Below are 23,480 nucleotides of genomic sequence, written 5' to 3'. Positions count from 1 at the left end.
ACCATTCAGTTGTCCTAGTGACACAGAAAACGTTTTTGAGAAGATAATGCCATTCGCCTCGCAGGCTCGGTCTCATCTTACTTAGAAATAGCAAATCAGTGATTTGCAAAGCAATTTCTGCGTCCCCATCGTCTAGAGGCCTAGGACACCGCCCTTTCACGGCGGTAACAGGGGTTCGAATCCCCTTGGGGACGCCACTTACTATTTTAGGTGATGTATAAAGCAGTGTGACACCGCACTCTCTATGCACGACGTTATCAAGAGTACTAATCTATTGAGACGCCACTTACTATTTTAGTAGTGTATAAAGCTATAACTTCCTCAGCGCTATCCAGCGCATTAATTTCTACCGTTTATCCGTTAAAATTTTAGTTTTACACTTTTAATTTTCTTCAATATCTAAAAACCTATCTATTTAATTAATAATCACCTACGTATAATTTCTTTGGTTTTCAAGACCGATCCGCAATAATAATTATTCATTTACAGTGATAAATATTTTTGCTAGCTGCGTTAAAAATACATACTTATAACTGCATGTGTAGATAAAATGGATAGCACAACTAAATTACAAATTACTCTTAACCATATTTATTCATCCTTTAAATAGCTCAATCAATAAAGCCTGTACAAAATATTCAGCATTTATAAAGCGCTGTGCTGCTAACCTTTTAGCTTAATTTCTTATTATTAGGAGTTAATTATGGCAAGTGGTTGGGCGCGTGATGGCGCAATTCAAGATCAAATCGATGCAAGTGTTAACGACGCAGTGCAATATGCAAGGCAAAATTTAATCTCAGGCGCGAGTGCTGAATTCTGTGATGAGTGTGATTGTGAAATACCACAGGCACGCAGGTTAGCGCTGCCAGGTGTTAGGCACTGTGTGGCGTGTCAAAGTGAGCTTGAGGCTAAAGGCAAGGGCGTTGCTGGCGTAAACCGCCGAGCAAGTAAAGATAGCCAATTAAGGTAAAGGTGCGACTAGGCACCTTTTCGATAGACTTATTGCCTAGTTAGCTTTGTTTTTCTTTTTCTGAATAAGCTCAATTGAATAGCCATCAGGGTCTTTCACAAAAGCAATTTCTGTTGTGCCACCTTTTACTGGCCCCGGTTCTCGACTGACGTTTCCACCAGCGGCCTTTATGTCGTCACATGCCTTGTATATATCGTCAAATTCAATAGCTATATGGCCATATGCATTACCAAGATCGTAGCTATTTTCATCCCAATTATAAGTAAGCTCTAATACAGTATTACTATCCTCTTCACCATACCCTACAAAAGCTAATGTATAACGGTACTCTTCGTTGTCAGAACGGCGTAATTCTTTCATTCCTAAAATCTGTGTATAAAAAGAAAGTGACTTTTCTAAGTCGGCTACACGCAACATTGTGTGTAATAAACGCATTTAGGTTACCTCTGTGAGTTTAAATTTAAATAGGTGTGGAGCATAGCGTCTTTATGGGGTATCCATAACCGCATTGCAAAGGCCAGAGCCTGCCATATACCTAGGGGCTTATTTTACCTCAACTGTGAACAATAAGTTTATATTAACCAGCTATTTGCGCACTCATTGCGTCAAATTTACGTGCAATAAGCCTAGTTATTGCCGCGCAAGTGGCTTTGCCTTCACTGAAAACCTCGGCTTGTGAAATAAATTAAAATATCAGTACGATTTAATACGTAAGTAAACTTCTTAACCTGAGTTCGGGCAATTTAAGCTAAATGTGGACAAGGCTCGGCATTTACAACCACGCATTGCCATAATATTAGCACACTAAATTAGTGGTTTTACCAACAATGGGTTAGTGCACAATGTAATTATAGCCACGCTATTTATACGAGTTTATAAAGTTGTTGCACTTATTGGTCAACCTATTTTTTATTAAGCTCTAACCAAAGAAGGGGAAAGTGCGTGGAATTAATTTGATTTTCATACTACCTATAACTAATTGTTTATTATTGTTATTTTGTTGATTTGAAATAAATTGTAAATTACCTTGGTTTACAAAGTTAACTTATTGGTTGACAAGATTGGTGTATGGTAATACAGTTTTTACATACCAATTGGTAAGTTGCTTGGTTTTAGCTTCTCCAAGGTATTAATAAATAATCGAAGCAATGCTAAGCATAACGAAATAAATACGTAACCGGTCAACAATATACAGCGTGTAATCACTCTGTTTTTATTCGCTCAAATGGTAATAACGCGGCGGGTTACCTATTCAAACGAACATGCTCAGGGTTACTTTAGCAAATTGAATTAAACGACACAGCGTACCTATTTATGGGGTAAATCATTACTCGTACTCATAAAAGCACGCGCCATCATATTTAGGAGTTATTCATGTCTAAACCAGTAATCGGTTTTATCGGCCTTGGCTTAATGGGCGGCAATATGGCCGAAAACTTACAGAACAAAGGCTATGAGCTTATTGTTATGGATTTAAACAAAGATGCGGTTGCTGCATGCGTTAGCAGAGGCGCAAAAACAGCAAGCACTGCAAAAGAGCTTGCACAAGGTGCAGACATAATTATGTTTTGTTTAACAACATCAGCAGTTGTTGAAAAAATTGTGTACGCAGAAGATGGCATTTTAGCGGGTATTAAAGAAGGCGCGGTATTAATTGATTTTGGTACATCAATTCCTTCATCTACTAAAAAAATTGGTGCTGATCTAGCCGCTAAAGGCGCAGGCATGATTGACGCACCACTAGGGCGTACTCCAGCCCATGCTAAAGACGGCCTATTAAATATTATGGCAGCGGGCGATATTGACACCTTCAATAAAGTTAAACCTGTACTTGAAGATCAAGGCGAAAACGTATTTCACCTAGGTGAGCTAGGCGCAGGGCATACAACTAAGTTAATCAATAACTTTATGGGTATGACCACAGTATGTGCTATGTCACAAGCGTTTGCTGTAGCAGACAAAGCCGGTGTAGACCGCCAGCAACTATTTGACATTATGTCGACAGGGCCTTCTAGCTCTCCATTTATGCAATTTTGTAAAAACTACGCGGTAGACAATGTAAGCGACCTTGGTTTTTCAATTGCCAATGCAAACAAAGATTTAGGCTACTTCCTACAAATGGTTTCAGACCTTGGGACTGAATCAAAAATTGCTGAAGGTTCATCTGCTAACTTACAAGCGGCATTTGATGCAGGTATGGGGCAAGGCAACGTACCAGAAATTTTTGATTACTTTAAAACTCTAGAAAAGTAATACCGACAACATTGGGTGCTTTAACGTAGTTAAAGCACCAAAACACACACAACATCAATTGGCTAGATTTAACCTGCTTTGTGCAATGAGTGCAGCATTACTATTGATAAGGCATTACTTCCGGTCACACTGAAAAAGAGTTATCTATGCGTTTAATTAATATAATAAAGCTTAGCCTAGTTCTTATTGGGTGCACATCCACACAATTGGCAGCCAAAGATTATTTTGTAGACACTAAACAAGCTTTTCAAGAAATCTCTGACAAACTCGTTGCCGGCGATAAAATAACTCTCAAAGACGGTACGTGGTCTAATTTCGAAATTTTATTACAAGGCCAAGGAACCAAAAACGCCCCTATAAAGCTTACAGCGCAAACCAAGGGTAACGTTATTTTATCAGGGCAATCTAATTTAAGACTGGCGGGTTCGTATTTAGAAGTGTCAGGGCTTGTATTTAAAAATGGTTATACGCCTAGCTCAGCCGTTATTGAATTTCGTAAAAATAAAGATGAGCTTGCTACTCACTCCCGCGTAACACAAGTCGTTATCGATAACTACAATAACCCCGATAAACGAGAATCAGACTATTGGGTGGCTCTATATGGTAAACACAATCGTTTTGATCACAGCCACTTAGTAGGTAAACGTAACAAAGGCGTTACGATTGCTGTAAGGCTTAATAGTGAGCAAAGCCAACAAAACCACCATCAAATTGATCATAACTTTTTTGGCTATCGTCCTACTTTTGGATCTAACGGCGGTGAAACACTGCGTATTGGTACTAGCCACTATTCATTAAGTGATTCATTTACCGTAGTTGAAAACAACTACTTTGAACGTACTAACGGCGAAGTAGAAATAATCTCGGTTAAATCAGGGAAAAACCAAATCCGCAATAATGTGTTTTTTGAATCTCGCGGCACACTAACGCTGCGCCATGGTAATGGCAATATTATACAAGAGAACGTTTTTTTTGGTAACGGTGTGGATCACACCGGTGGCATTCGCATCATTAATAAAAACCAAACAGTAAAAAATAACTACTTAGAAGGTTTAACAGGCTACCGCTTTGGGAGTGGTTTTACGGTTATGAACGGCGTACCTAACTCACCAATAAATCGCTACCATCAGGTAGAAAACGCGACAATTGAAAACAATACCTATGTAAATGTGCGTCATATACAACTTGGCGCAGGTAGCGATAGCGAGCGTAGCGCTGCACCAATTAATAGCGTAATGAAAAATAACCTTATTATTAATCAAAATGGCGAGCAACCTTTTACAACCTTTGATGATGTAAGCGGTATTAAATTTAGCAAAAATGTAGCTAATACCCAGGTATTAAAAGAGTTAAATTACGGTGTTAAACAGCAAAATGTAACACTAACCAGAGCTAGTAACGGTTTACTGTATCCTGAATCAAGCAAAATTAGTGCAGGTGCTAAACGCGGTTTAAAGGTGCTAAAAAAGGCCGATACCGGCGTTAGCTGGTATCCAAAAACAGAGCAAGTTGTGGCATTTGATACGGGTAAAACTCACCAGGTTAAAGCAACTGCAGATGCCTTACTTAACGCAATCAATGCAGCCCAAACGGGTGATGTATTAGAGCTTGCAGATGGTCAATACGATGTATCTAAACTCGTTAAAATAACAAAAGTGCTTACCCTTAAGGCTAAACATACTGGCAAAGCTAAGCTGACCTACCAACGCTCCACCTTATTCGAAATTCATGACGGCGGTAGCTTAAAGCTAGATGGTTTAGTTATCTCGGGTGAAAACGCACCTGATGCCATTAATAATAGTGTGGTACGTACTAAAAAGTGGGGCATGGTTGATAACTACCGCTTTGAAATACACAACTCACAATTAACTAATCTTGATATTAATCACTCATTTCACTTTTTTGTAACGGGTAAAGGGGCGATGGCAGATGAAATCACGTTAGTAAATAACACCTTTAAAAATGTGACTGGCGATATTTTACGTCTCGATACCGAAATAGAAGACTTAGGTATTTATAACGCAGAGTATGTAACACTTAAAAGCAATACCTTTAATGAGGTAGCCGGTGGCGTCGTTAAGTTATACCGAGGTGGAAGTGATGAAAGCACCTTTGGTCCGCATTTATTAATGACCAATAACACCCTAACTAAAGTAGGTTTAGGTAAGCGCAACAAGGCGCAAGCGAGTGTGTATGCGCACGGTGTACAAGTAACAAATATTGCAAGCAACGTATTTGAAAAATCGGCACCGATTAAAATTGAGCACACGGTTGGTGAGCCAATAACAGCCATTACAGATAACACCTTTGATGCAACTCAAGCGCCAAACGTAAAAGAGTTACGTGTAGCGGGCCCGCACACGGCAACGATTAAAAATAACAACGTTTTAAATAAGGTGAACTAACAATGATGAATTTAACCCAAAATAAGTCATTATTTAAAACGCTGGGTGTTACTGTAAGTGCCTTAGTTTTATCGATAAACGCCTACGCAGCGCATCCAAATTTGGTAATAACCAATGATGATGTACAGCAAATGCGCCAATCAATTAGCAACAACGAACAGGGCAAGTTTGCCAACGCATTTGCAGCGCTTAAGGCACAAGTGGATGAGCAAATTAAAAGCCCTATAACAGTGCCTGTACCAAAAGACGGTGGGGGAGGCTATACCCACGAACGACACAAAAAAAATTATCAGCTTATGTATAACGCCGGTGTTATTTATCAGCTAAGCCAAGAGGATAAATACGCTCATTACGTACGTGATATGTTGCTTGAGTATGCCAAATTATACCCAACACTTGATGTACACCCTAAGCGCAAAGTTAAGTCGCAAAACCCAGGTAAACTATTTTGGCAAAGCCTTAATGAGGCCATGTGGCTGGTTTATACCATTCAAGCATACGATTTAGTGCATGATGCGTTAAGCGCCGCTAATATTAAAACCATTGAAAATGACTTACTGCGCCCAGTATCGTTATTTTTATCACAAGGCCAGCCATCAACCTTTAACAAAGTACATAACCATGGTACGTGGGCTACAGCCGGTGTAGGCATGGCAGGGTATGTATTAGATGAACCTGAGTGGGTCGAAAAGTCTCTTTACGATTTAGATAAATCGGGCGAGGGTGGCTTTATTAAGCAGCTAGACATGCTGTTTTCGCCACAGGGCTATTACAACGAAGGTCCTTATTATCAACGCTTTGCACTACTTCCGTTTGTTACCTTTGCTAAAGCAATTGAAAACAACGAACCGCAGCGAGACATTTTTGAATATCGCGATGGCATATTACTTAAAGCCATTGATACCACTATTCAGCTAAGCTATAACGGTTTGTTTTTCCCGATAAACGATGCAATTAAAAGTAAAGGTATAGACACAATAGAGCTGGTACACGGTGTAACAGCCGCTTATGGTTTAACACACGATACTGGTTACTTAGATATAGCCAAAAAGCAAAATCAAATAATACTCTCTGGCGATGGCCTAAAGGTGGCTCAAGCACTGGATAAAAATAAGCAAACTCCTTATGTATTTAAATCGGTAGCATTTGGCGATGGTAACGATGGCGAGCAAGGGGCGTTGGTAGTAATGCGTACGCAAACTGGTGGCGACCAAGCACTTTTATTTAAACCTGCTGCACAGGGTTTAGGGCATGGACATTTTGATAAATTAACATGGCAGTTTTACGATCATGGCAATGAAATTGTATCTGATTATGGCGCTGCACGTTTTTTAAATGTTGAGGCTAAATACGGCGGCCGTTACCTACCAGAAAACGAAACTTACGCAAAACATTCCGTGGCACATAATACGGTTGTGATTGATGAAACCTCGCATTTTAATGCAAATGTTAAAGTGGGTAATAACAATCATCCTACGCTTAATTTCTTTGAAACAAACCAATACGGAACGGTGTCAAGTGGGCAAATAAGCACCGCTTACAAAGGTGTTGAGCTTGAACGCACGTTAGCGTTAATTAATTTACCTATGCTTGAAAGCACGCTTGCAGTTGATATTTTTAATGTGACTGCAGATTCCTCCCATAAAATTGATTTACCACTGCATTACAAAGGCCAATTAATTGATACCAGCTTTGAGTTACTTGGTAACACCAAAAGCTTAGCTGCGCTGGGTGATAAAAATGGTTATCAACATTTATGGTTAAAAGCACAGGCGCAACCAGATGAAGGCCTAGCAAAGGTAACGTGGTTAAACGACAACGGCCGTTTTTATACACAAACTAGCCTAGTGAAAGGGGATGAGTCTTTCTTATTTACGCAAATAGGGGCAAACGATCCACACTTTAATCTTCGTAACGAAAATGGCTATATTCGCCGTGTAGAAGGTAAAAAACAGCATAAATTTATTTCAGTACTTGAGCCTCACGGTGAATACAACCCAAGTAAAGAATATACCCTAGAGGCTGTTAGCCGTGTATCGTCACTTAAGTATGGCGCGCAAGAGCACTTAGACCTAATTGAAGTTAAAGTAAAAAATAATACCTATTTGGTTGCTATCAACAAAGCCGATAAAGCAGCTAAACACACATTCACATATCAAAATAAAGCATTCACCTTAAATGGCCGCCTTGGCGTTTATGCGATGAAGAATAATCAGGAGTAAACAGGATGCAAAAGCAAAGTGCACACTTTTCATTTGGTAACGAAACCGAGATTGAAGATTTAGGTAATGGCTTAAAACGCCAAATGCTTGGCTATAACGAAGAGCTAATGGCCGTGAAAATTTGGTTCTCAGAAGGGGCTATTGGTTATAACCATGCGCACAGGCACTCGCAAGTAACGTATGTGGTTGAGGGTGAGTTTCACTTTAACATTGATGGCGTAACTAAAATCTTAAAAGCGGGTGATAGCTGTTTTATTCCTCCTTTTGCTGATCACGGTGCAACGTGCCCAACTGGCGGTATACTGATTGATACCTTTAGCCCAGCTCGCGAAGACTTTCTTGAGGAATAACCTATGAAAATTCAAGGCTTACGCTGGTGGGTTATAGTGCTAATTGCACTTGCTACCATTATTAACTACATAGACCGTCAAGCGCTTAGCGTTTTATGGCCAGACATTGTGGAAGAAATGTTCCCTGATGAATCTGCGTTAGAGCGTAAACAAATTTACGCTAATATTTCTATAGTATTCGTATTTGCTTATGCATTTGGCCAAGCTATTTTTGGCAAAATTTTTGACTGGGTTGGCACGCGTTTAGGTTTTGTGCTTTCAATTGGTGTGTGGTCATTAGCCACTGTTGCCCATGCTTTTGCACAAGGGGTGCTTAGTTTAAGTATTTTCCGTGCAATTTTAGGTGTAGCCGAAGCTGGTAACTGGCCCGGTGCAGCTAAAGGTAATGCCGAGTGGTTTCCAACAAAAGAGCGTGCTTTAGCGCAAGGTATATTTAATTCTGGCGCAGCCATTGGTGGCATTATTGCTATCCCGCTTATTGCTTATTTAACCGTGTACTTTAGCTGGCAAATGGTGTTTGTATTTGTTGGTGCCTTAGGTTTTTTATGGTTAGTTCCTTGGATTATATTGGTAAAAGCGCCTCCAGGCTCTCACCCTTGGATAAGTGAAGAAGAGCGTGAGTACATTCTTACCGGACAAAGACGCGTTGATGATAACGGCGATGTAACAAGCGATGACGAAGAAGAATATAACCCGTCTACAGGCGAGTTACTCTCTCGTAAGCAAAGCTGGGGCGTAATTATAGCCTCTGCAGCTATCGACCCTATTTGGTGGTTATTTGTTTTTTGGATACCAATTTACTTAAACGAAGTGTATGGCATGGATGTTAAATCGATTGGTATTTATGGCTGGGTTCCCTATGTAGGCGCTATGTTTGGTGCTTGGTTTGGTGGCTTACTTGCCCAAAACCGCCTCAAAGCAGGCTGGAATACCGATAAAACGCGTAAGCTGACCATCACATTAGGGTGTTTAATTATGTTGCCGGCGCTGCTTGCAATGGCAAACCCAGGCGAGCCGGTAATTGCGGTACTTATTATGGCTGTTATTTTATTTGGTTTTCAAACCGCCATTGGTAACGTGCAAACCTTACCAAGCGACTTACTGGGTAAAAAAGCGGTAGGTACGTTGTCGGGCTTCTCTGGAATGGCCGCTAAATTAGGTGCTGTAGGCCTTACGTCATTGGTACCTATTTTAACAGCGGACGGTAATTATACACCGGCGTTTGTGATAGGCGCGTCTTTAGCGATTATTGCAATGGCAGCTGTATGGATTTTAATTCCAAAAATTGAACCATTGAAAAAGCCTAACTAATTTGTTGGCAATGGCTGTGTTTCTCACAGCCATTTACTACCTAAGGTAAGTGATAATAATGAAAAATATTTACTTTATTGGCGAGTGCATGATTGAGTTAAGAGCGACTGTTCCCTCTACATTGCATCAGTCATTTGCAGGTGACGTATACAATTCGGCAGTTTACTTAAAGCGTTGTTTCCCACAAATCACCACCTCAGTTATTACCGCTTTAGGGGAAGATAACTTAAGTAAAAAAATGCGTGAGCGTTTTGCAAGTGAGCAATTAAATACAGACTATGTATTTGCTCATAGCAGTAAAGTCCCAGGTATGTATTACATAGAAACGGACGAGCAAGGCGAGCGCAGTTTTATTTATTGGCGGGATGATTCAGCAGCCAAAAAGGTGGTTGAATTTATCAGCCCTGAGCTTGTTAAGCAGCTGTCATCGGGTGATATGTTTTTCTTTTCGGGTATTTCTTTAGCCGTAATAGAAGAGCAAGCAAGAGCGCAGTTTTGGGACATAGTGAAGCAACTTAAAGCCGCGGGTGTAAAAATAGTATTTGACCCAAATTACCGTGCGCGACTTTGGGATAACGTGGAGCAAACTAAAGCGCAATACCATAGTGCATTTAGCCTAGCCGATATTACGTTACCCGGCGTTGAAGACTTAGAAACGCTTTACAACGTGCAAAGTGTAGAAGCGGTAATTGATTATTTGGCTCCGTACAATATTAACGAAATTATAGTAAAAAACGGCCCCGATTCGGTCATTACAAAAGAGGCTAATACAGTGCAAAGCCACAGTATTACGCCGGTTAAAAACGTTATCGATACAACCTCCGCAGGCGATGCCTTTAACGGCGTGTATTTAGGAGCGCGCTTAGGTGGGCGCCCAATTAGCGAAGCGGTTAAGCTGGGCGCGCAGGCTGCCGGCGCTGTTATTCAGCAACCCGGTGCTATTGCACCAAAAGATGTTTTTCAACAAGCCATGGCCAAATCAGGTCTCTAACTGGCTAATTTACTCAATTTATAACACTAAGTAGCACGATTACTTAAAATAAGGGAAATAACGCATGACTCGCTTTTCTGAACTAATGGCAGGGCAAACTCTGCTACCTATAATTCAAGCAGACACGCCAGAGCAAGGTGTAAACATTGCTAAAGCAATGGCAGAGGCAGGCCTAACTTTGGTAGAAGTTGTTCTTAGAACAGATGCATCAATTGATGCGCTTAAAGCCATTAAAGAACAGGTTCCACAGCTAAAAGTGGGCGCAGGCACCGTTATTAACGAAACAATTTTAAAGCAAGCGCTAGAAGCAGGCTCAGATTTTATAGTTACTCCCGCTGTATCGCCTACACTATTAAGTGAGCTGGTTAAGTGTAACGTGCCAGTATTGCCAGGTGTATCAAATACCGGCGATATATTAATGGCGCTTGAGTATGGTTTTGAAGAGCAAAAACTCTTTCCTGCTTCACTTGCTGGTGGTGCGCCGTTTGTCTCTGCTGTCTCATCTGTATTTCGTGCAGTGAGCTTTTGCCCGACCGGCGGTGTAAGCGAAAAAAATAAAATGGATTACTTGTCGTTAAACAATGTATTTGCAGTAGGCGGTACCTGGGTTGCTAAAAAAGAATGGGTAACGCAGGGTAATTGGCAAGCCATTACAGACTCTTGTATCGAGGCTTTAAAATAGCAAGGAGCAAAAAATGAATTATTTAGCCCCAACCATTGCACCAGGCGTTGTTGTTGGCGATGAAGTAAGCGAAGTGTATAAACACGCACGAACGCATCAGTATGCATTGCCTGCTGTAAACGTGGTGAGCACATCGTCAATTAATGCCACTTTAGAGGCCGCAAAAAAAATGAAGTCGCCGGTCATTATTCAACTATCTAATGGGGGAGCGCAGTTTTTTTGTGGTAAAGGTTTAGCACTAGAGGGCCAGCAATCTGCCGTTGTTGGGGCAATAAGTGCTGCACAGTATGTGCATAACGTGGCGAAGCACTATGGCGTTGCTGTCATGCTGCACACAGATCACGCAGCAAAAAAACTACTGCCCTGGATTGATGGTTTATTAGATGAAGGCGAAAAGTATTTTGCACAAACAGGCAAGCCGCTTTTTTCATCGCACATGATAGACCTGTCAGAAGAGCCACTGGAAGAAAATATAGAAATTTGTGAGCGTTATTTAGCGCGTATGGCAAAAATAGGCATGACACTTGAAATAGAGCTCGGGTGTACCGGCGGAGAAGAAGACGGGGTTGATAACTCGCACCTCGACAGCTCTGCGCTATACACTCAACCAGAAGATGTAGCCTACGCCTATGAGCGACTTAGTAAAATAAGCCCTAATTTTATCATTGCTGCTTCTTTTGGTAACGTCCACGGCGTATACAAGCCTGGCAATGTGGTATTAACACCTACCATATTACGCGACTCGCAAGCCTATGTAGCTGAAAAATTTAATTTAGAGCATAACGCTATTAATTTTGTATTTCACGGTGGGAGTGGCTCTGAGCACAGTAAAATTGCTGAGTCGCTAACCTACGGGGTGGTAAAAATGAACATTGATACCGACACCCAATGGGCGAGTTGGAACGGGGTATTAAACTACTACCAAGAAAAACAAGACTACTTGCAAGGCCAAATTGGTAACCCTGATGGCGAAGATAAACCCAATAAAAAATACTATGATCCACGTGTGTGGTTACGTCAGTCGGAGCAGCATATGGTGGCTCGCCTGATCCAATGTTTTGACGACCTTAATTGTGTGAACAGGTATAGCGCATGAAAAGACTGAATAAAGTATTAAAGCAAGATGGGGTTGAAACCGACCTTATTATGTTAATTCGCACGCTATTAGCAACCACAAAAGAAATAGCGTTTAGAGTAAGCCAAGGTGAGCTTGCGGGTGTTTTAGGCTCTACCCTTAACGAAAATATCCAGGGCGAGGTGCAAAAAAAGTTAGATGTCATTGCCAATCAACTGTTAAAAGATACCTTAATTGATGATGATCTTGTAAAAACAGTGGCATCTGAAGAAGAAGATAATGCAGTAGGCGCCCACCCTGATGGTAAATATATTGTGGCATTTGATCCCCTTGATGGGTCATCAAACATTGATGTTAACGGGCAAATAGGCACTATTTTTACCATTTACCCAGCAAAAGCAGATGTGCCCTACGATAGTGATGAGCAATTTAATCAACCCGGTACTAACCAGGTTTGTGCAGGCTACGTGCTGTATGGGCCATCGTCGTTACTAGTAATGAGTACAGGTGGGCCAACCCGCTGTTATACACACGATTTAACCCACGGTGGCTTTTTGCTTACAAAACCAGAGCTTGCAGTACCGAGTAAAAGCCGTGAGTTCTCGGTTAATATGGCAAATTACCGATACTGGGATGAAGCAACACAAGTTTACTTTGATAAATTACTGTATACATCAGAAGAATTTGCTAAAAGCTCAATTCGCTATAATGCAGCCATGGTTGGCGATGTGCACCGAATTTTATGCCGTGGCGGGGTATTTATGTACCCGCAAGATACGCGCGCGGGTAATGAAAACGGTAAAATACGTTTACTTTACGAAGCTAACCCACTGGCAATGCTCACTGAAAACGCAGGCGGTATAGCCACCTCTAAAGGTATGCGTATTTTAGATATTCAGCCCGATGAGCTGCATCAGCGTGTGCCTGTTATTTTAGGCTCTAGTGAACCTGTGACTTACTTTAATTCTACGGTTTATTAAACCTGACTAAGGCCTCAGTACAAAAGGGCGGTTATTGTCCCCTAACGCCTTTTAAATAAAACGTATGCCGCTGCTGACTAATAGTGAGTTAAACGCAGTGGCTACGTTATTTACACACCAAAAATTCATATCTATAGGCTATTACAGCTAAAGCTTTATGCCTGTATTTTCCACTCCTCCATTCTTTATGTCCTTATCGCGCTACGTATTAATTCAGAGTAATTCTTTAGGTAAAACCAATTGTTCATAAAGGTTGCTTGTTTATCTATTCGTGAAATTAATATTGGTAATAACGCTGTGTTATTAGGTATAGACGTAAGTTAACTTTCAGTTAATAAAATATGATGAATTTTGAACGAATATAGTGGTAAAAGTGTTTTTATTATGCTTATATTACCAAGTTGGTTAACAATGAAGCGTAAAAATAAAATAATTTGGTAATAACACACTGGGTATTTGGTAAATCACACATAACATCTGCTAAATACTAAACCACACAATTAAGGAGAATAGAGCCATGATGAAATTAAAACATTTTGCATTATGTGCTGTTGCAGCTGCCATTATAGGTTGTGACACGGATTCAAATAATAATAACAACACATTGGGCTCTATTGCTCTATCAGGCACAGCGTTAACGGGCGAAACATTGTCGACCAGCGTAAATGATGCCGATGGTATTTCTGGCGAAGTAAGCTACTACTGGTACGCCGACGGACAAGTTATAAGTGGCGCTAATGACGCAACTTTTACATTAACAGATGAGCAAATTGGTTTTGCAATTACAGCACAAGCACTTTATACAGATGACAGTGGTGTTAATGAGTCACATTTAAGTGAGCCCACCGATGAAGTGTCAGCTATTCCTTTTGCGGCCACGGTAGAAATTAACGGTGATGCAATTATAGGTAATGAACTAAGTGCTAATGTAGCGGATGAAAATGGTTTTGATCCGGCGCTTGTAGCATATACATGGTTTGCAGATGATGTTGAAATTGCCGATGAAACCTTAGCAACCTACACTATTACCGAATCGCAACTAGGTAAAGTTATAACCGTAAATGCAGCATTTGAAGATAGCAGAGGCTTTGCAGAGTCAGCTACATCAACTGCCACAGCGCCAGTAGAGCGTGCAAATTCAGAAGGGTCGGTGGCTATTGTTGGCACACCTACGGTGGGTAATACACTTACAGCCGAAATAACAGATGAAGATGGCGCAAGCGGCACAATTACTTACCAGTGGTTTGCTGATGAGGTTGCAATTAGTGGTGCTACGCAAAGCACTTACGTTGTAGATGAGTCATTATTAGGGCAATTTATTACCGTGCAGGTTACCTACACGGACGATCACGGTTTTACCGAAGACAACCTTTCTGAGGCAACCATTGCTGTTTCTGCAGAGGCTGTAGATGAAGCGGGTAGTATCACCATCTCAGGGGCTACGCCATATTTAGTGACTAGCGAATTAACCGCTGAAATTAGCGATAACAATGGGGTAGATGAGCAAAACGTTACCTACACTTGGCTTGCTGATGGCGTAGCAATTGCCGATACCAACAGCAAAACATTTACGCCAACTAATCAAGCTGGCGCGATTATATCGGTCACTGCGAGTTATACCGATAACGATGGCTTTTCAAGCACAATTACGGGCGCCGCCGATACAGTTGTGTACACGCAAGTGATAAGCGATGCGGATGCGCTATTAGGTGCTATTAATGCAGGGCTTGGTGATGGCGATGTGCTTGGTTTAAATACCGGTGTATATGCCGATCTTGATGCCATTATGCTAACCAGCGCAGCAACACTTAAAGCTGTTGAAGGACAAAGCCCGGTAATTAGTGGCGAGCTTTGTATTCATGTAGCCAGTGGGGTTGATGCCGCGGGTATTGAAGGCCTTACATTTAAAAATATTGATACTAAATCGGGTGGCTTTTGTGAAACCGAAGAAGATGCCGTTATTTATTCTGAGGGTGACAACTTCACATTTACACAAAATACTATCGATGGTGAAGCAGAGACGTTAAATAATTCTACCTACCATTGGTTAATGCTTAAAGGCGACGCCGCAATGGTTGAGCGTAATACCTTTGCCAACCGCGATAAAGCAGAAAATGGTTCGGTGATCAAAATGTCTTCATCGAGCACTAACCACGTTATTCAATATAACCTTTTCACAGGTACCAGCAGCAACCCAAATTTTGGTAATTCTAGCCTGCACTTAATTAACGCAGGTAGTACAACAGGTACAGGCTCTGCTGATGATGCAAACTTTACTATTCAATATAACCGAGTAGAAAACTTTGTTACAGGCCGACGCTTAATGCGCGTACAAACCTCTGGCGCGACGATTAAAGGCAATACCATTTTAAATCCTAATGGCGGTATTTCGCTTGAAGATGGTGGATTTAATACGGTATCAGACAACATTATTATTCGTACCACTGATATTGCAAGTTCAAGCGATCGTCCTGCCGGCGTGCTAGTTACGCCTTTAGGCCACACTGTAAGCAATAACTACATCGCTGGTATTCGTTCTGGTAATAAAGAAGCCGGTGGTATTGTATTTACCGCTAACCCATTTTCACAAGCTGATGGCGGGGTGCCAAATGGAGGTAACCAAGCTGTGCTTGATGGCGCAGGCGACTTTACCCTTAATGTGACTAATAATACGGTACTTAACTCACAGCAACCATTTGTATTTAGTACAGAAATAGGTTCAAAGGCACCTGTTGGAGATTGTGATGAGCTTACCGCAGAAAATGCACCTGTACTGTATGGTTTAACTAAAAATGCGTTTGAAATTAACTTCAACGGTAATTTAAATGCTAATGGGGTGGGCGATCAAACTGATGAAGACACCATTGAAAGCAGCGCGCTTGTTTATGGTTTCTTTTACCCTAACGAGCTGTCGAGCGATCACTCTTTTGAATACGACTGTGACCTAATTAACCATACTGAATCACTGTTCTCTAACAGCTTTGGCTTTAGTGACAGTTATGAGTCGGGCGATGCGAGCGACCTTTGGGTTGATATTAGAAACGTAAATGGCAATGGTGAATACGACACCGATGGCGCTATTGACCAAAACCCAGAAGCAAATGGTAAAGAAATCCCAGAGTTTGTCACTGCTACAAGTACGCTGCTTGAGACTGACTCAAATGGAGCACAAGCCTTAGCAGGTGCAAGAAACTTATACTACATCCAAAGCACTGATGTAGGTGCAGGCTCTACGTGGGTGGCACAAGATGAATAAGCCCACACTGCACATTATTAATACTTATAAAAATAGCAAACTACGCACAACACACACAATGATAAAGGAGAACGCGGCATGTCGTTAAAAATGGATCGAAGACGTCAACATTCTACAAACAGCTCTGTTTGTAATCATTTTGCACTTTCACCTGCTGCTAAGTTAATTAGAGCAAGTTTACTTGCAGGTATGGCAGGTTCATTGTCATTTAATGCTTTTGCTCAGCAAGAAGCCCAAGAAAAAGTGACTGAAGTAGAGCAAGATGTAGAAATCATCAGCGTTACAGGTACTCGTAGAACCATACAAGATCAAATTGCAATTAAGCGTGAGGCAACAACAGTTGTCGATGGTTTATCTGCAGAAGATATTGGTGATTTACCCGCGTTGTCAATTGGTGAAGCGCTTGAGTCGATTACCGGTGCCGCATCTCATCGTGAAAACGGGGGCGCTACTGAAATCACCATTCGTGGTTTAGGCCCATTTTTAAGCGCAACCCATATTAATGGCCGTGAAGCTACCAATGGTAGTGGTGACCGCTCGGTTAACTTTTCACAGTTTCCATCAGAGCTTGTAAAAAAGGTCGCTATTTACAAAACCCAAGATGCTTCAATGATTGAAGGTGGCGTAGCCGGTGTGATTGCACTTGAAACGATTGCCCCGCTAGATTACGGCAAGCAACGCGTACAAGGCGAAGTAAAACTAAATTACAACCCAGATGAAAGTAATGTAGAAAACTCACTGCAAAGTGATACAGGCTATCGTGGTACGTTTAGTTATGTTGACCAATTTGAGTTTGCCGATGGCCAAGCGGTGGGTGTGTCTTTTGGTGTGCAGCGCCAAGATATTAGCCAACCAGAAGCAGAGTACAGAAGCTCAAGCCCATCGGGCTCTTCACTTTGGGCATGTTTAAATGATCCAACTAATACGAATGAAGGCTTTTACAGAAGCAGCGCAGGTGATTGTGAAGACCAAGTAAGTGGCAGTAACAATCAAGGTTATCAAACAAACATCGACCCAGAAACAGGCAAAGCCGAAAGCGATGGCACTCCATACGCATGGACAGGCAGTAGCCGCAGCTATCGTCAAAATGAAACCTCAGATGAGCGTGATGCAGTATTTATTGCAATGCAATACCAGCCGTCGTCTGAGTGGGATGTTAACTTTGATGCACAAATCTCTGACAGAACACAAAGAGAAGCACGCCACGATTTAATTTTTTTACAAAAACGCGCAACACCTGGTTTAACAGGCCCAACGCTTGTTACTAACGATGTAGGCGGAATTTTACATTGGGAAGGTGAAGAACGTATTGAATCGGCAGGCGAGCAATTCTCTCGTGAAGAAAACTACCAAGGTTATGGCATTAATATTGAGCACACGGTAACCGACCGCCTTACTGTAAATCTTGATTTAGCGTATTCAAAAACTGAGCGTGAAGAGCTACAAATTTCTAACCGTGGTAGAACCGCAGACCGTAATTTGTTTAGCTGGGATATGGGCGATGAAATTCCTCACTTCACGTTAACGGACTTTGATGTAACTGATATTTCTAACTTTACAGATAGCTTACGTACACGTTTAGACCGTGAAAATGTTCGCGAAAACGTTGTTAAATCGGCGCGTATTGATTTTGACTACGCGTTAGAGGGCGATATATTTACCAGTATTGAAGGGGGTATTAGAGCCTCAGAGCTAAGCTTTATACAGTTTGGTGGTAGCCAAGGTAATGGGTCTCGTACTGAGTACACGATAGGCGATGACTCAGCATTGGAGATACTTCAGGGCTGTCAAATTGACTTCCCAGAATCTGACTTTTTATCTAGCGTATCGGATGGCAACTTAGTAACAAATGTAGACAGTAGCGGTAATGTAATAAGCTCTGGGACAGGTTCTTCGTGGGCGACCTACGATAACGTGTGTTTCTCTCAAGCTGTAGCGGCTACAGACGCTGATTATACAGGTGAATTTGGTTACCCTGATGTTGAGTACGAAAATGCCGGTACCATAGATGTTACTGAAAAAACCACCTCAGTGTACTTAATGGCAAACTACGACACTGAAGTATTTGGTAAGTTTATTCGTGGTAACTTCGGCCTGCGTATTGTTGATACTGATGTAACCTCTGTAGGCTTTAGAACAAATTACACTGTAGATGTAGATGAAACTACAGGCGCCGTAACCCTCGATGTAGGGGATTCACTAGAAAGAACCGAAAGTGGCGGTGGTTATACCAAATACTTACCAAGCTTTAACTTAGTAGTTGATTACAGTGAAGACATTTTACTGCGTGCGGGTATTTACCGTGGTATGTCACGTGCTGACCCATCTGATTTAGGCTATGATCGCGACTTTGTAACAGACGATCAATCTGTTGCGCTATCGCTTTCTGACTTATTAACCGTAGATGGTTCAGGTAACCCTGATACTCAACCATTAATGTCATGGAACTACGACTTAGCCTTTGAATGGTACCCTAATGAAGATTCTATTTTAGCACTAAGCCTATACTACAAACAGTTCCAAGGTGGCTTCCAGCAACAAACTGTGATTGAAGACTATGTGGTTGGCGGTGAAACAGTATCACTACCAGTGACAAATTCAGTAACAACCGATAATGATAGCGATATACTGGGTTTAGAAGCATCGTTCTCGTACCGCTGGGATAATGGTATTGGTGTAAAATTTGGCTATAACTTTGCAGATACTGACTTTGAGTTTGAAGATAGCTTATATGGCGATACATACGTTACCGACCTAGATGGCAATACTACTCAATTAACTGCCGGTATTATTGAACCAGGTTCGGTGCCGGGCTTCTCAGAGCATGTATTTAGCAGCCAACTGTATTACCAAATTGGTGACTTTGATACGGCCATTATTTACAAATACCGTAGTGAATACTTCCAACCTTATACCAGTAATGGTACCCGCTTACGTTATGTTGATGCCGTAGGTGTATGGGAAATGCGTGCATCGTATAAAATTAACGAGCACTTTAGAGTTAAAGCTGAAGCCATTAACTTGTTTAGCGCACCTAAGTCACAAGACTTCTTTGTGGAAGATAACCTAGGTGAAGTAAACGATTACGGCCCACGTTTATTCTTAGGAATGAGCTTTAAGCTATAAGACAATAACCAGTGATCCCCACTTTAAAACCCAATTAGCGTATGCCGCTAATTGGGTTTTTTTGTATGTGCGTGTGGGCTATTAACACTAAGCTTTTTGAATCGCGGCGCACTTTCTTAACTAAATCTTGGTTAAACCTTTTTACCTAAAGCGCAGCATTACTAAACTCAGTGTTAGTAACGCTGCGTTATTGGCAGGCTAATTAGTTAGCCAAAAGTCTACTATCTTTATCTTGGTTGACCAATTAATTCGGTAAAAGCGGCTAAATATAAAAATAACGCGGTATATATAAAAAAAATATATCGAGGAGATTGAGGGGGGTTTAATCTTTTTTTGTGTGTTATTTAACCTTAATTGAGATTTAAAAGCACATTAAATACAAGTGGTTATATTATGGTCAGTAATAAAAGTGTTTTTGTCATGCCGAATTGGCTTTTATTGGTAATGACTGTTTTTGCTTTTTTTACAAAAAATGGTTTACCAATAGGTTGACCTTTGGTGCTTTTGCTGTAAATATTAAGTTAACCATTTAGATAAATGGTAAGGCGTTTAATAAAAAATATATAGCGAGTTACACATAGCACTGACACACACAGGAAAAACTATGAATCACAAGTTATCAAAAATTACGCTAGCAGTTATATCTGCCACAGCATTAAACCTTTCTATGTCCACACACGCACAGGAAGCCAAGCCAATTGCAGAAGATGATGTAGAGATCATCGAAGTATCTGGCATTCGTCAATCACTTACTAATGCACTTGCTGAAAAACGCTCTGCAGATAGCCTAGTTGAAATTATTCAGTCAGAAGATATTGGTAAATTACCCGATCAAAACCTCGCTGAAGTATTAGAAAACGTAACGGGTATTCAAATTACACGCCAAGCGGGTGTAGGCACAGGTGTACAAATTCGTGGTACCGATGCTAACCGTACCGAAATTAACGGTGTATCAACGGTGGGCTCAGGCTCTGGTCGAAGTGGTATTAGCTTTGAAGATGTATCAGCGTCAATTATTTCAAGCTTAGAGGTAATAAAGTCGCCTGAAGCGAAAACAATAGAGGGCTCTGTAGGCGGTACTATTAACCTTAAAACGATTCGCCCACTGCATTTAGGTGAGCAGCTAGCCACTATTAGAGTGCAAGGTGAGCACAGTAGCTTAAGCACTGATAGCGGTTTGCAACCACGTTTTTCGGGAACTTTTGCTGATAACTGGGAAGGTGATTACGGTAAATTTGGTGTGTTAGTGAGCGGCAGCTACGCAGAGCAAGATGTAACGGCGTTTCGCCCACGTGCTGATAGAGATAACATTATCACTGCAGATAGTGGTGTAGCCAGCGCTCAGTCTTTTGACTTTTTACCGATTCAATTTTTTGTACAAGATTACGATAACTACGAATACGAAACTAAAAACTTTGTAGGTACCATTGAATGGGCGCCAAACGACAACACAAAGTTTTATTTTGATGCTGTGGTTAACGATCAAGAACGTCGCCAAGAAAGTTCTCGTGTACAGGCCTCTGGTGTAAGTGCGCTTAATGATATTTCGGTTCCTGATGAATTTGAAACCGTAAACTTAGGCTCACTTGGCGGTACCAACCTTGGGTCTATTCAAGCGGCCTTACGCGGTGTCATTCCGGTTAATTTAGAAAACGATGATGACGATCCTAACCTTCGTTTTTCAAGTGATACAAACTCGCGTGTTACCGACAGTAATATTTTTAGACTCGGTGGCGAATGGCAAGGCGATAAGTGGTTTGTTAGTGCTGAAATTGCTTCGTCATCTTCAGATACAACTACGCCTAGCTTTAATACAACGCTTAACTTTATTAACCCTAATGTGCCGTTAGATGCTGGTGGCGGTAATGATAATAGTGTGCCGTTTGAGTATGACTTATCAGGTGGCGCATTGGCATTTGGTATTGCAGAGGGGGCAGAGTACGCGCCAACGGTTGAACAACTACTAGACCCTGCAAATGTAGTGCTACGTGATGTAAATATTGGTCAAGATACGGTTGAAAACTCTGAAGATGCGTTCCGTATTGATTCAACCTATTACACAGACTCAATTGTAACCTCTATTGATTTTGGTTACCGCTACAGTAAATCACAAAGCAAACAAAACGAAATTACCTCAAGCATTGGTTTAAGAACCATGGCTGATAGCCCGTCGGGTGATTTATTTGCCGACTTATTAGTGGCAGGCCCAGATAACTTTAACGAAGCTGATGGCCGCTCGTTATACATAGGCGACTTTTTATTAATTGATCCAGAGCTTGTGGCGTCAGACCCTGATGCGGTACTTGCCACATTACAAGCAGCGATGACTGCGCATGGTTCAAGCAAAACATTAAATGCACCTACTTCAAGTTCTGCAGGTTTTTTTGATATAGAAGAAACCACCCATGCGCTATATGCACAAGCTAACTTTGAGTACGAAATGGTGCGCGGTAACATTGGTGTACGTTACATTCAAACAGACGTAGAGTCTACGGGCAACTCAGTTACTCAAGATGGTAGTGGTAATGAACTGGTAACGCGTATTACCAATGAATCTGACTATGACTTTATTTTACCTCGTTTAAACCTTGTGGCTGATGTATCAGAAGATGTACTTGTGCGCTTTGGTGTAGGTAAAGATATTCGTCGCCCTGATTATAACGACCTATCAACGTCTATTACCTACAGCACAAGTCCAAATGACGAAGTTGAATTTGGTAACCCAGCACTGAAACCTGAAGAAGTACTGTCTTACGATTTATCGGCAGAGTGGTATTTTGCAGAGGCAAGTGTATTTAGCGTAGGTATTTTTCATAAAACACGTAAAGACTTACACGTAAATCAGTTAACCTCGCCAGTTGAAGACCCTGTAACAGGGTATCGCGACTTAACAGATCCATGTGAAGGCGGCGGTATATTTAACCCCATTGCAGATATAAACGTATTTGGCCCTGAGAATGGCCGTGGCGTATGTGTTGGTACAGAAACAAAAGTAAACGATAGTGGTGAAACTACCCAAAAAGGGATTGAGTTTGCCTTTCAGTATGACCTATCAGGCTTTGAAAAAGACCTAGGGTGGGCTTCTGGTTTTGGTGTGCTAGCTAACTATACAATTCAAGAGTTCTCAGGTGGTGAAACCGAAAATTCAGCAACCTCAAGAGCAAGTAATGTATTTGCAGCAACTACCGGTACGCCAGGTATTGAAGTAAGTGAAATTCAAGGCTTACTTAACCTTTCTGAAAACGCGTATAACTTTACGCTGTACTACGAAAAATTTGGCCTATCAGCACGTATGCGTTACACGTGGCGTGAAGGGTATCGTTCAAATGACTTTGGTAGTACGTCTAGCTTCCCTTGGGGTTTCCCAGTGGTACAGGAAGACCGTGGCCAGCTTAATGCAAGTATTAGCTACGATGTGAACGAGCAACTTAATATTGGCTTAGAGGCAGTAAATATTACTGAATCTGAAATTAGCCAATCATGTGTAAACGAAAGCGCACTATTGTGTTTCCAAGGTTTAACTGACCGTCGTATTACACTGGGTGCAAGTTACCGTTTTTAAAAAGTATGTTGAGAGTGTGTAGCCTTTGAACGGGCACTAAAAAGCAAGCCACATGGCTTGCTTTTTTTTGACCTTAATTTAGCCGCAGTTAGGTGGTTAATAAAGGGCCGTGGTTCTTTGTGTTGGGGGTAAAAATGCACCTGTTTGCAAAAAATAAAGTGTGTTGTATTACTTGTTGGCTGTAGCGCATTCCCGTGTGGCTTACATCAAGGGTAATAAAATCACGCATATTAGTAGGGCGTGTTGGTATTTGATGGTTGAATTTGCAGCAGTGTGTTTGGTTTTTAGGCAAGGCAG

14 protein-coding genes, 1 tRNA gene and 1 pseudogene are annotated in these 23,480 nt (G+C 41.4%); 14 read left to right on the top strand and 2 right to left on the bottom strand.

Going from position 1 to position 23,480, the window contains the following annotated elements:
- Positions 1 to 121 precede the first annotated feature (121 nt).
- Positions 122 to 197: transfer RNA gene (locus B2R65_RS16895), tRNA-Glu, on the top strand.
- A 506-nt stretch (positions 198 to 703) separates the two neighbouring features.
- A complete protein-coding gene (locus B2R65_RS16890) occupies positions 704 to 970 on the top strand; it encodes a DksA/TraR family C4-type zinc finger protein (RefSeq protein WP_024034161.1) in 267 nt (88 codons plus the stop codon).
- Positions 971 to 1,006: 36 nt separating this feature from the next.
- Here the strand turns inward: B2R65_RS16890 and gloA are convergent, their stop codons facing one another.
- Positions 1,007 to 1,405, bottom strand: a complete 399-nt coding sequence (gene gloA, locus B2R65_RS16885; protein WP_286744597.1) for a lactoylglutathione lyase — start codon at positions 1,403 to 1,405, stop codon at positions 1,007 to 1,009.
- A 939-nt stretch (positions 1,406 to 2,344) separates the two neighbouring features.
- Between gloA and B2R65_RS16880 the strand changes: the two genes are divergently transcribed.
- The 12 genes from B2R65_RS16880 to B2R65_RS16825 all read left to right on the top strand — a co-directional run bounded on the left by B2R65_RS16880 (position 2,345) and on the right by B2R65_RS16825 (position 23,183).
- Positions 2,345 to 3,223, top strand: a complete 879-nt coding sequence (locus tag B2R65_RS16880) for an NAD(P)-dependent oxidoreductase (protein ID WP_024034160.1) — start codon at positions 2,345 to 2,347, stop codon at positions 3,221 to 3,223.
- 146 nt (positions 3,224 to 3,369) lie between these two features.
- Positions 3,370 to 5,628 (top strand): chondroitinase-B domain-containing protein, encoded by a 2,259-nt coding sequence (locus tag B2R65_RS16875; RefSeq protein ID WP_286744593.1) that lies wholly within the window; start codon positions 3,370 to 3,372, stop codon positions 5,626 to 5,628.
- Positions 5,629 to 5,630: 2 nt separating this feature from the next.
- Complete coding sequence (locus tag B2R65_RS16870) at positions 5,631 to 7,850, top strand: heparinase II/III domain-containing protein (RefSeq protein ID WP_377109331.1); 2,220 nt, start codon at positions 5,631 to 5,633, stop codon at positions 7,848 to 7,850.
- A 5-nt stretch (positions 7,851 to 7,855) separates the two neighbouring features.
- The gene (locus B2R65_RS16865) at positions 7,856 to 8,200 is read left to right on the top strand and encodes a cupin domain-containing protein (RefSeq protein WP_004589273.1); all 345 of its coding nucleotides are present in this window, start codon (positions 7,856 to 7,858) and stop codon (positions 8,198 to 8,200) included.
- 3 nt (positions 8,201 to 8,203) lie between these two features.
- Positions 8,204 to 9,511, top strand: coding sequence for an MFS transporter (locus tag B2R65_RS16860; RefSeq protein ID WP_055020381.1), 1,308 nt, complete (start codon positions 8,204 to 8,206; stop codon positions 9,509 to 9,511).
- A gap of 58 nt (positions 9,512 to 9,569) precedes the next feature.
- Entirely contained in the window at positions 9,570 to 10,502 is a 933-nt protein-coding gene (locus B2R65_RS16855; protein WP_286744589.1) for a sugar kinase, read from the top strand.
- A 64-nt stretch (positions 10,503 to 10,566) separates the two neighbouring features.
- Positions 10,567 to 11,184 carry a bifunctional 4-hydroxy-2-oxoglutarate aldolase/2-dehydro-3-deoxy-phosphogluconate aldolase gene (gene eda / locus B2R65_RS16850; protein ID WP_024034155.1) on the top strand — a complete coding sequence of 206 codons (618 nt, stop codon included), beginning with the start codon at positions 10,567 to 10,569 and terminating at the stop codon, positions 11,182 to 11,184.
- 13 nt (positions 11,185 to 11,197) lie between these two features.
- The gene (fbaA, locus tag B2R65_RS16845; RefSeq protein ID WP_054983428.1) at positions 11,198 to 12,280 is read left to right on the top strand and encodes a class II fructose-bisphosphate aldolase; all 1,083 of its coding nucleotides are present in this window, start codon (positions 11,198 to 11,200) and stop codon (positions 12,278 to 12,280) included.
- Entirely contained in the window at positions 12,277 to 13,239 is a 963-nt protein-coding gene (locus B2R65_RS16840; protein WP_029772406.1) for a class 1 fructose-bisphosphatase, read from the top strand. Before fbaA ends, B2R65_RS16840 begins: the two co-directional genes overlap by 4 nt.
- Before the next feature lie 520 nt (positions 13,240 to 13,759).
- Complete coding sequence (locus B2R65_RS16835) at positions 13,760 to 16,495, top strand: poly(beta-D-mannuronate) lyase (RefSeq protein WP_286744600.1); 2,736 nt, start codon at positions 13,760 to 13,762, stop codon at positions 16,493 to 16,495.
- Between the two features lie 78 nt (positions 16,496 to 16,573).
- On the top strand, positions 16,574 to 19,621 hold the full coding sequence (locus B2R65_RS16830; RefSeq protein WP_248444022.1) for a TonB-dependent receptor: 3,048 nt from the start codon (positions 16,574 to 16,576) through the stop codon (positions 19,619 to 19,621).
- Between the two features lie 604 nt (positions 19,622 to 20,225).
- Positions 20,226 to 23,183, top strand: coding sequence for a TonB-dependent receptor (locus B2R65_RS16825; protein WP_055253067.1), 2,958 nt, complete (start codon positions 20,226 to 20,228; stop codon positions 23,181 to 23,183).
- Positions 23,184 to 23,271: 88 nt separating this feature from the next.
- On the opposite strand, the pseudogene B2R65_RS16820 reads toward B2R65_RS16825, so the two are convergent.
- Positions 23,272 to 23,480, bottom strand: a pseudogene (locus tag B2R65_RS16820) (hypothetical protein); the annotation flags it as partial.

The organism is Pseudoalteromonas sp. UBA2102 (assembly GCF_002331165.1).
GTDB classification, from domain to species: Bacteria; Pseudomonadota; Gammaproteobacteria; order Enterobacterales; family Alteromonadaceae; genus Pseudoalteromonas; species Pseudoalteromonas atlantica.
This window is presented reverse-complemented; position numbering and strand designations above follow the sequence as displayed.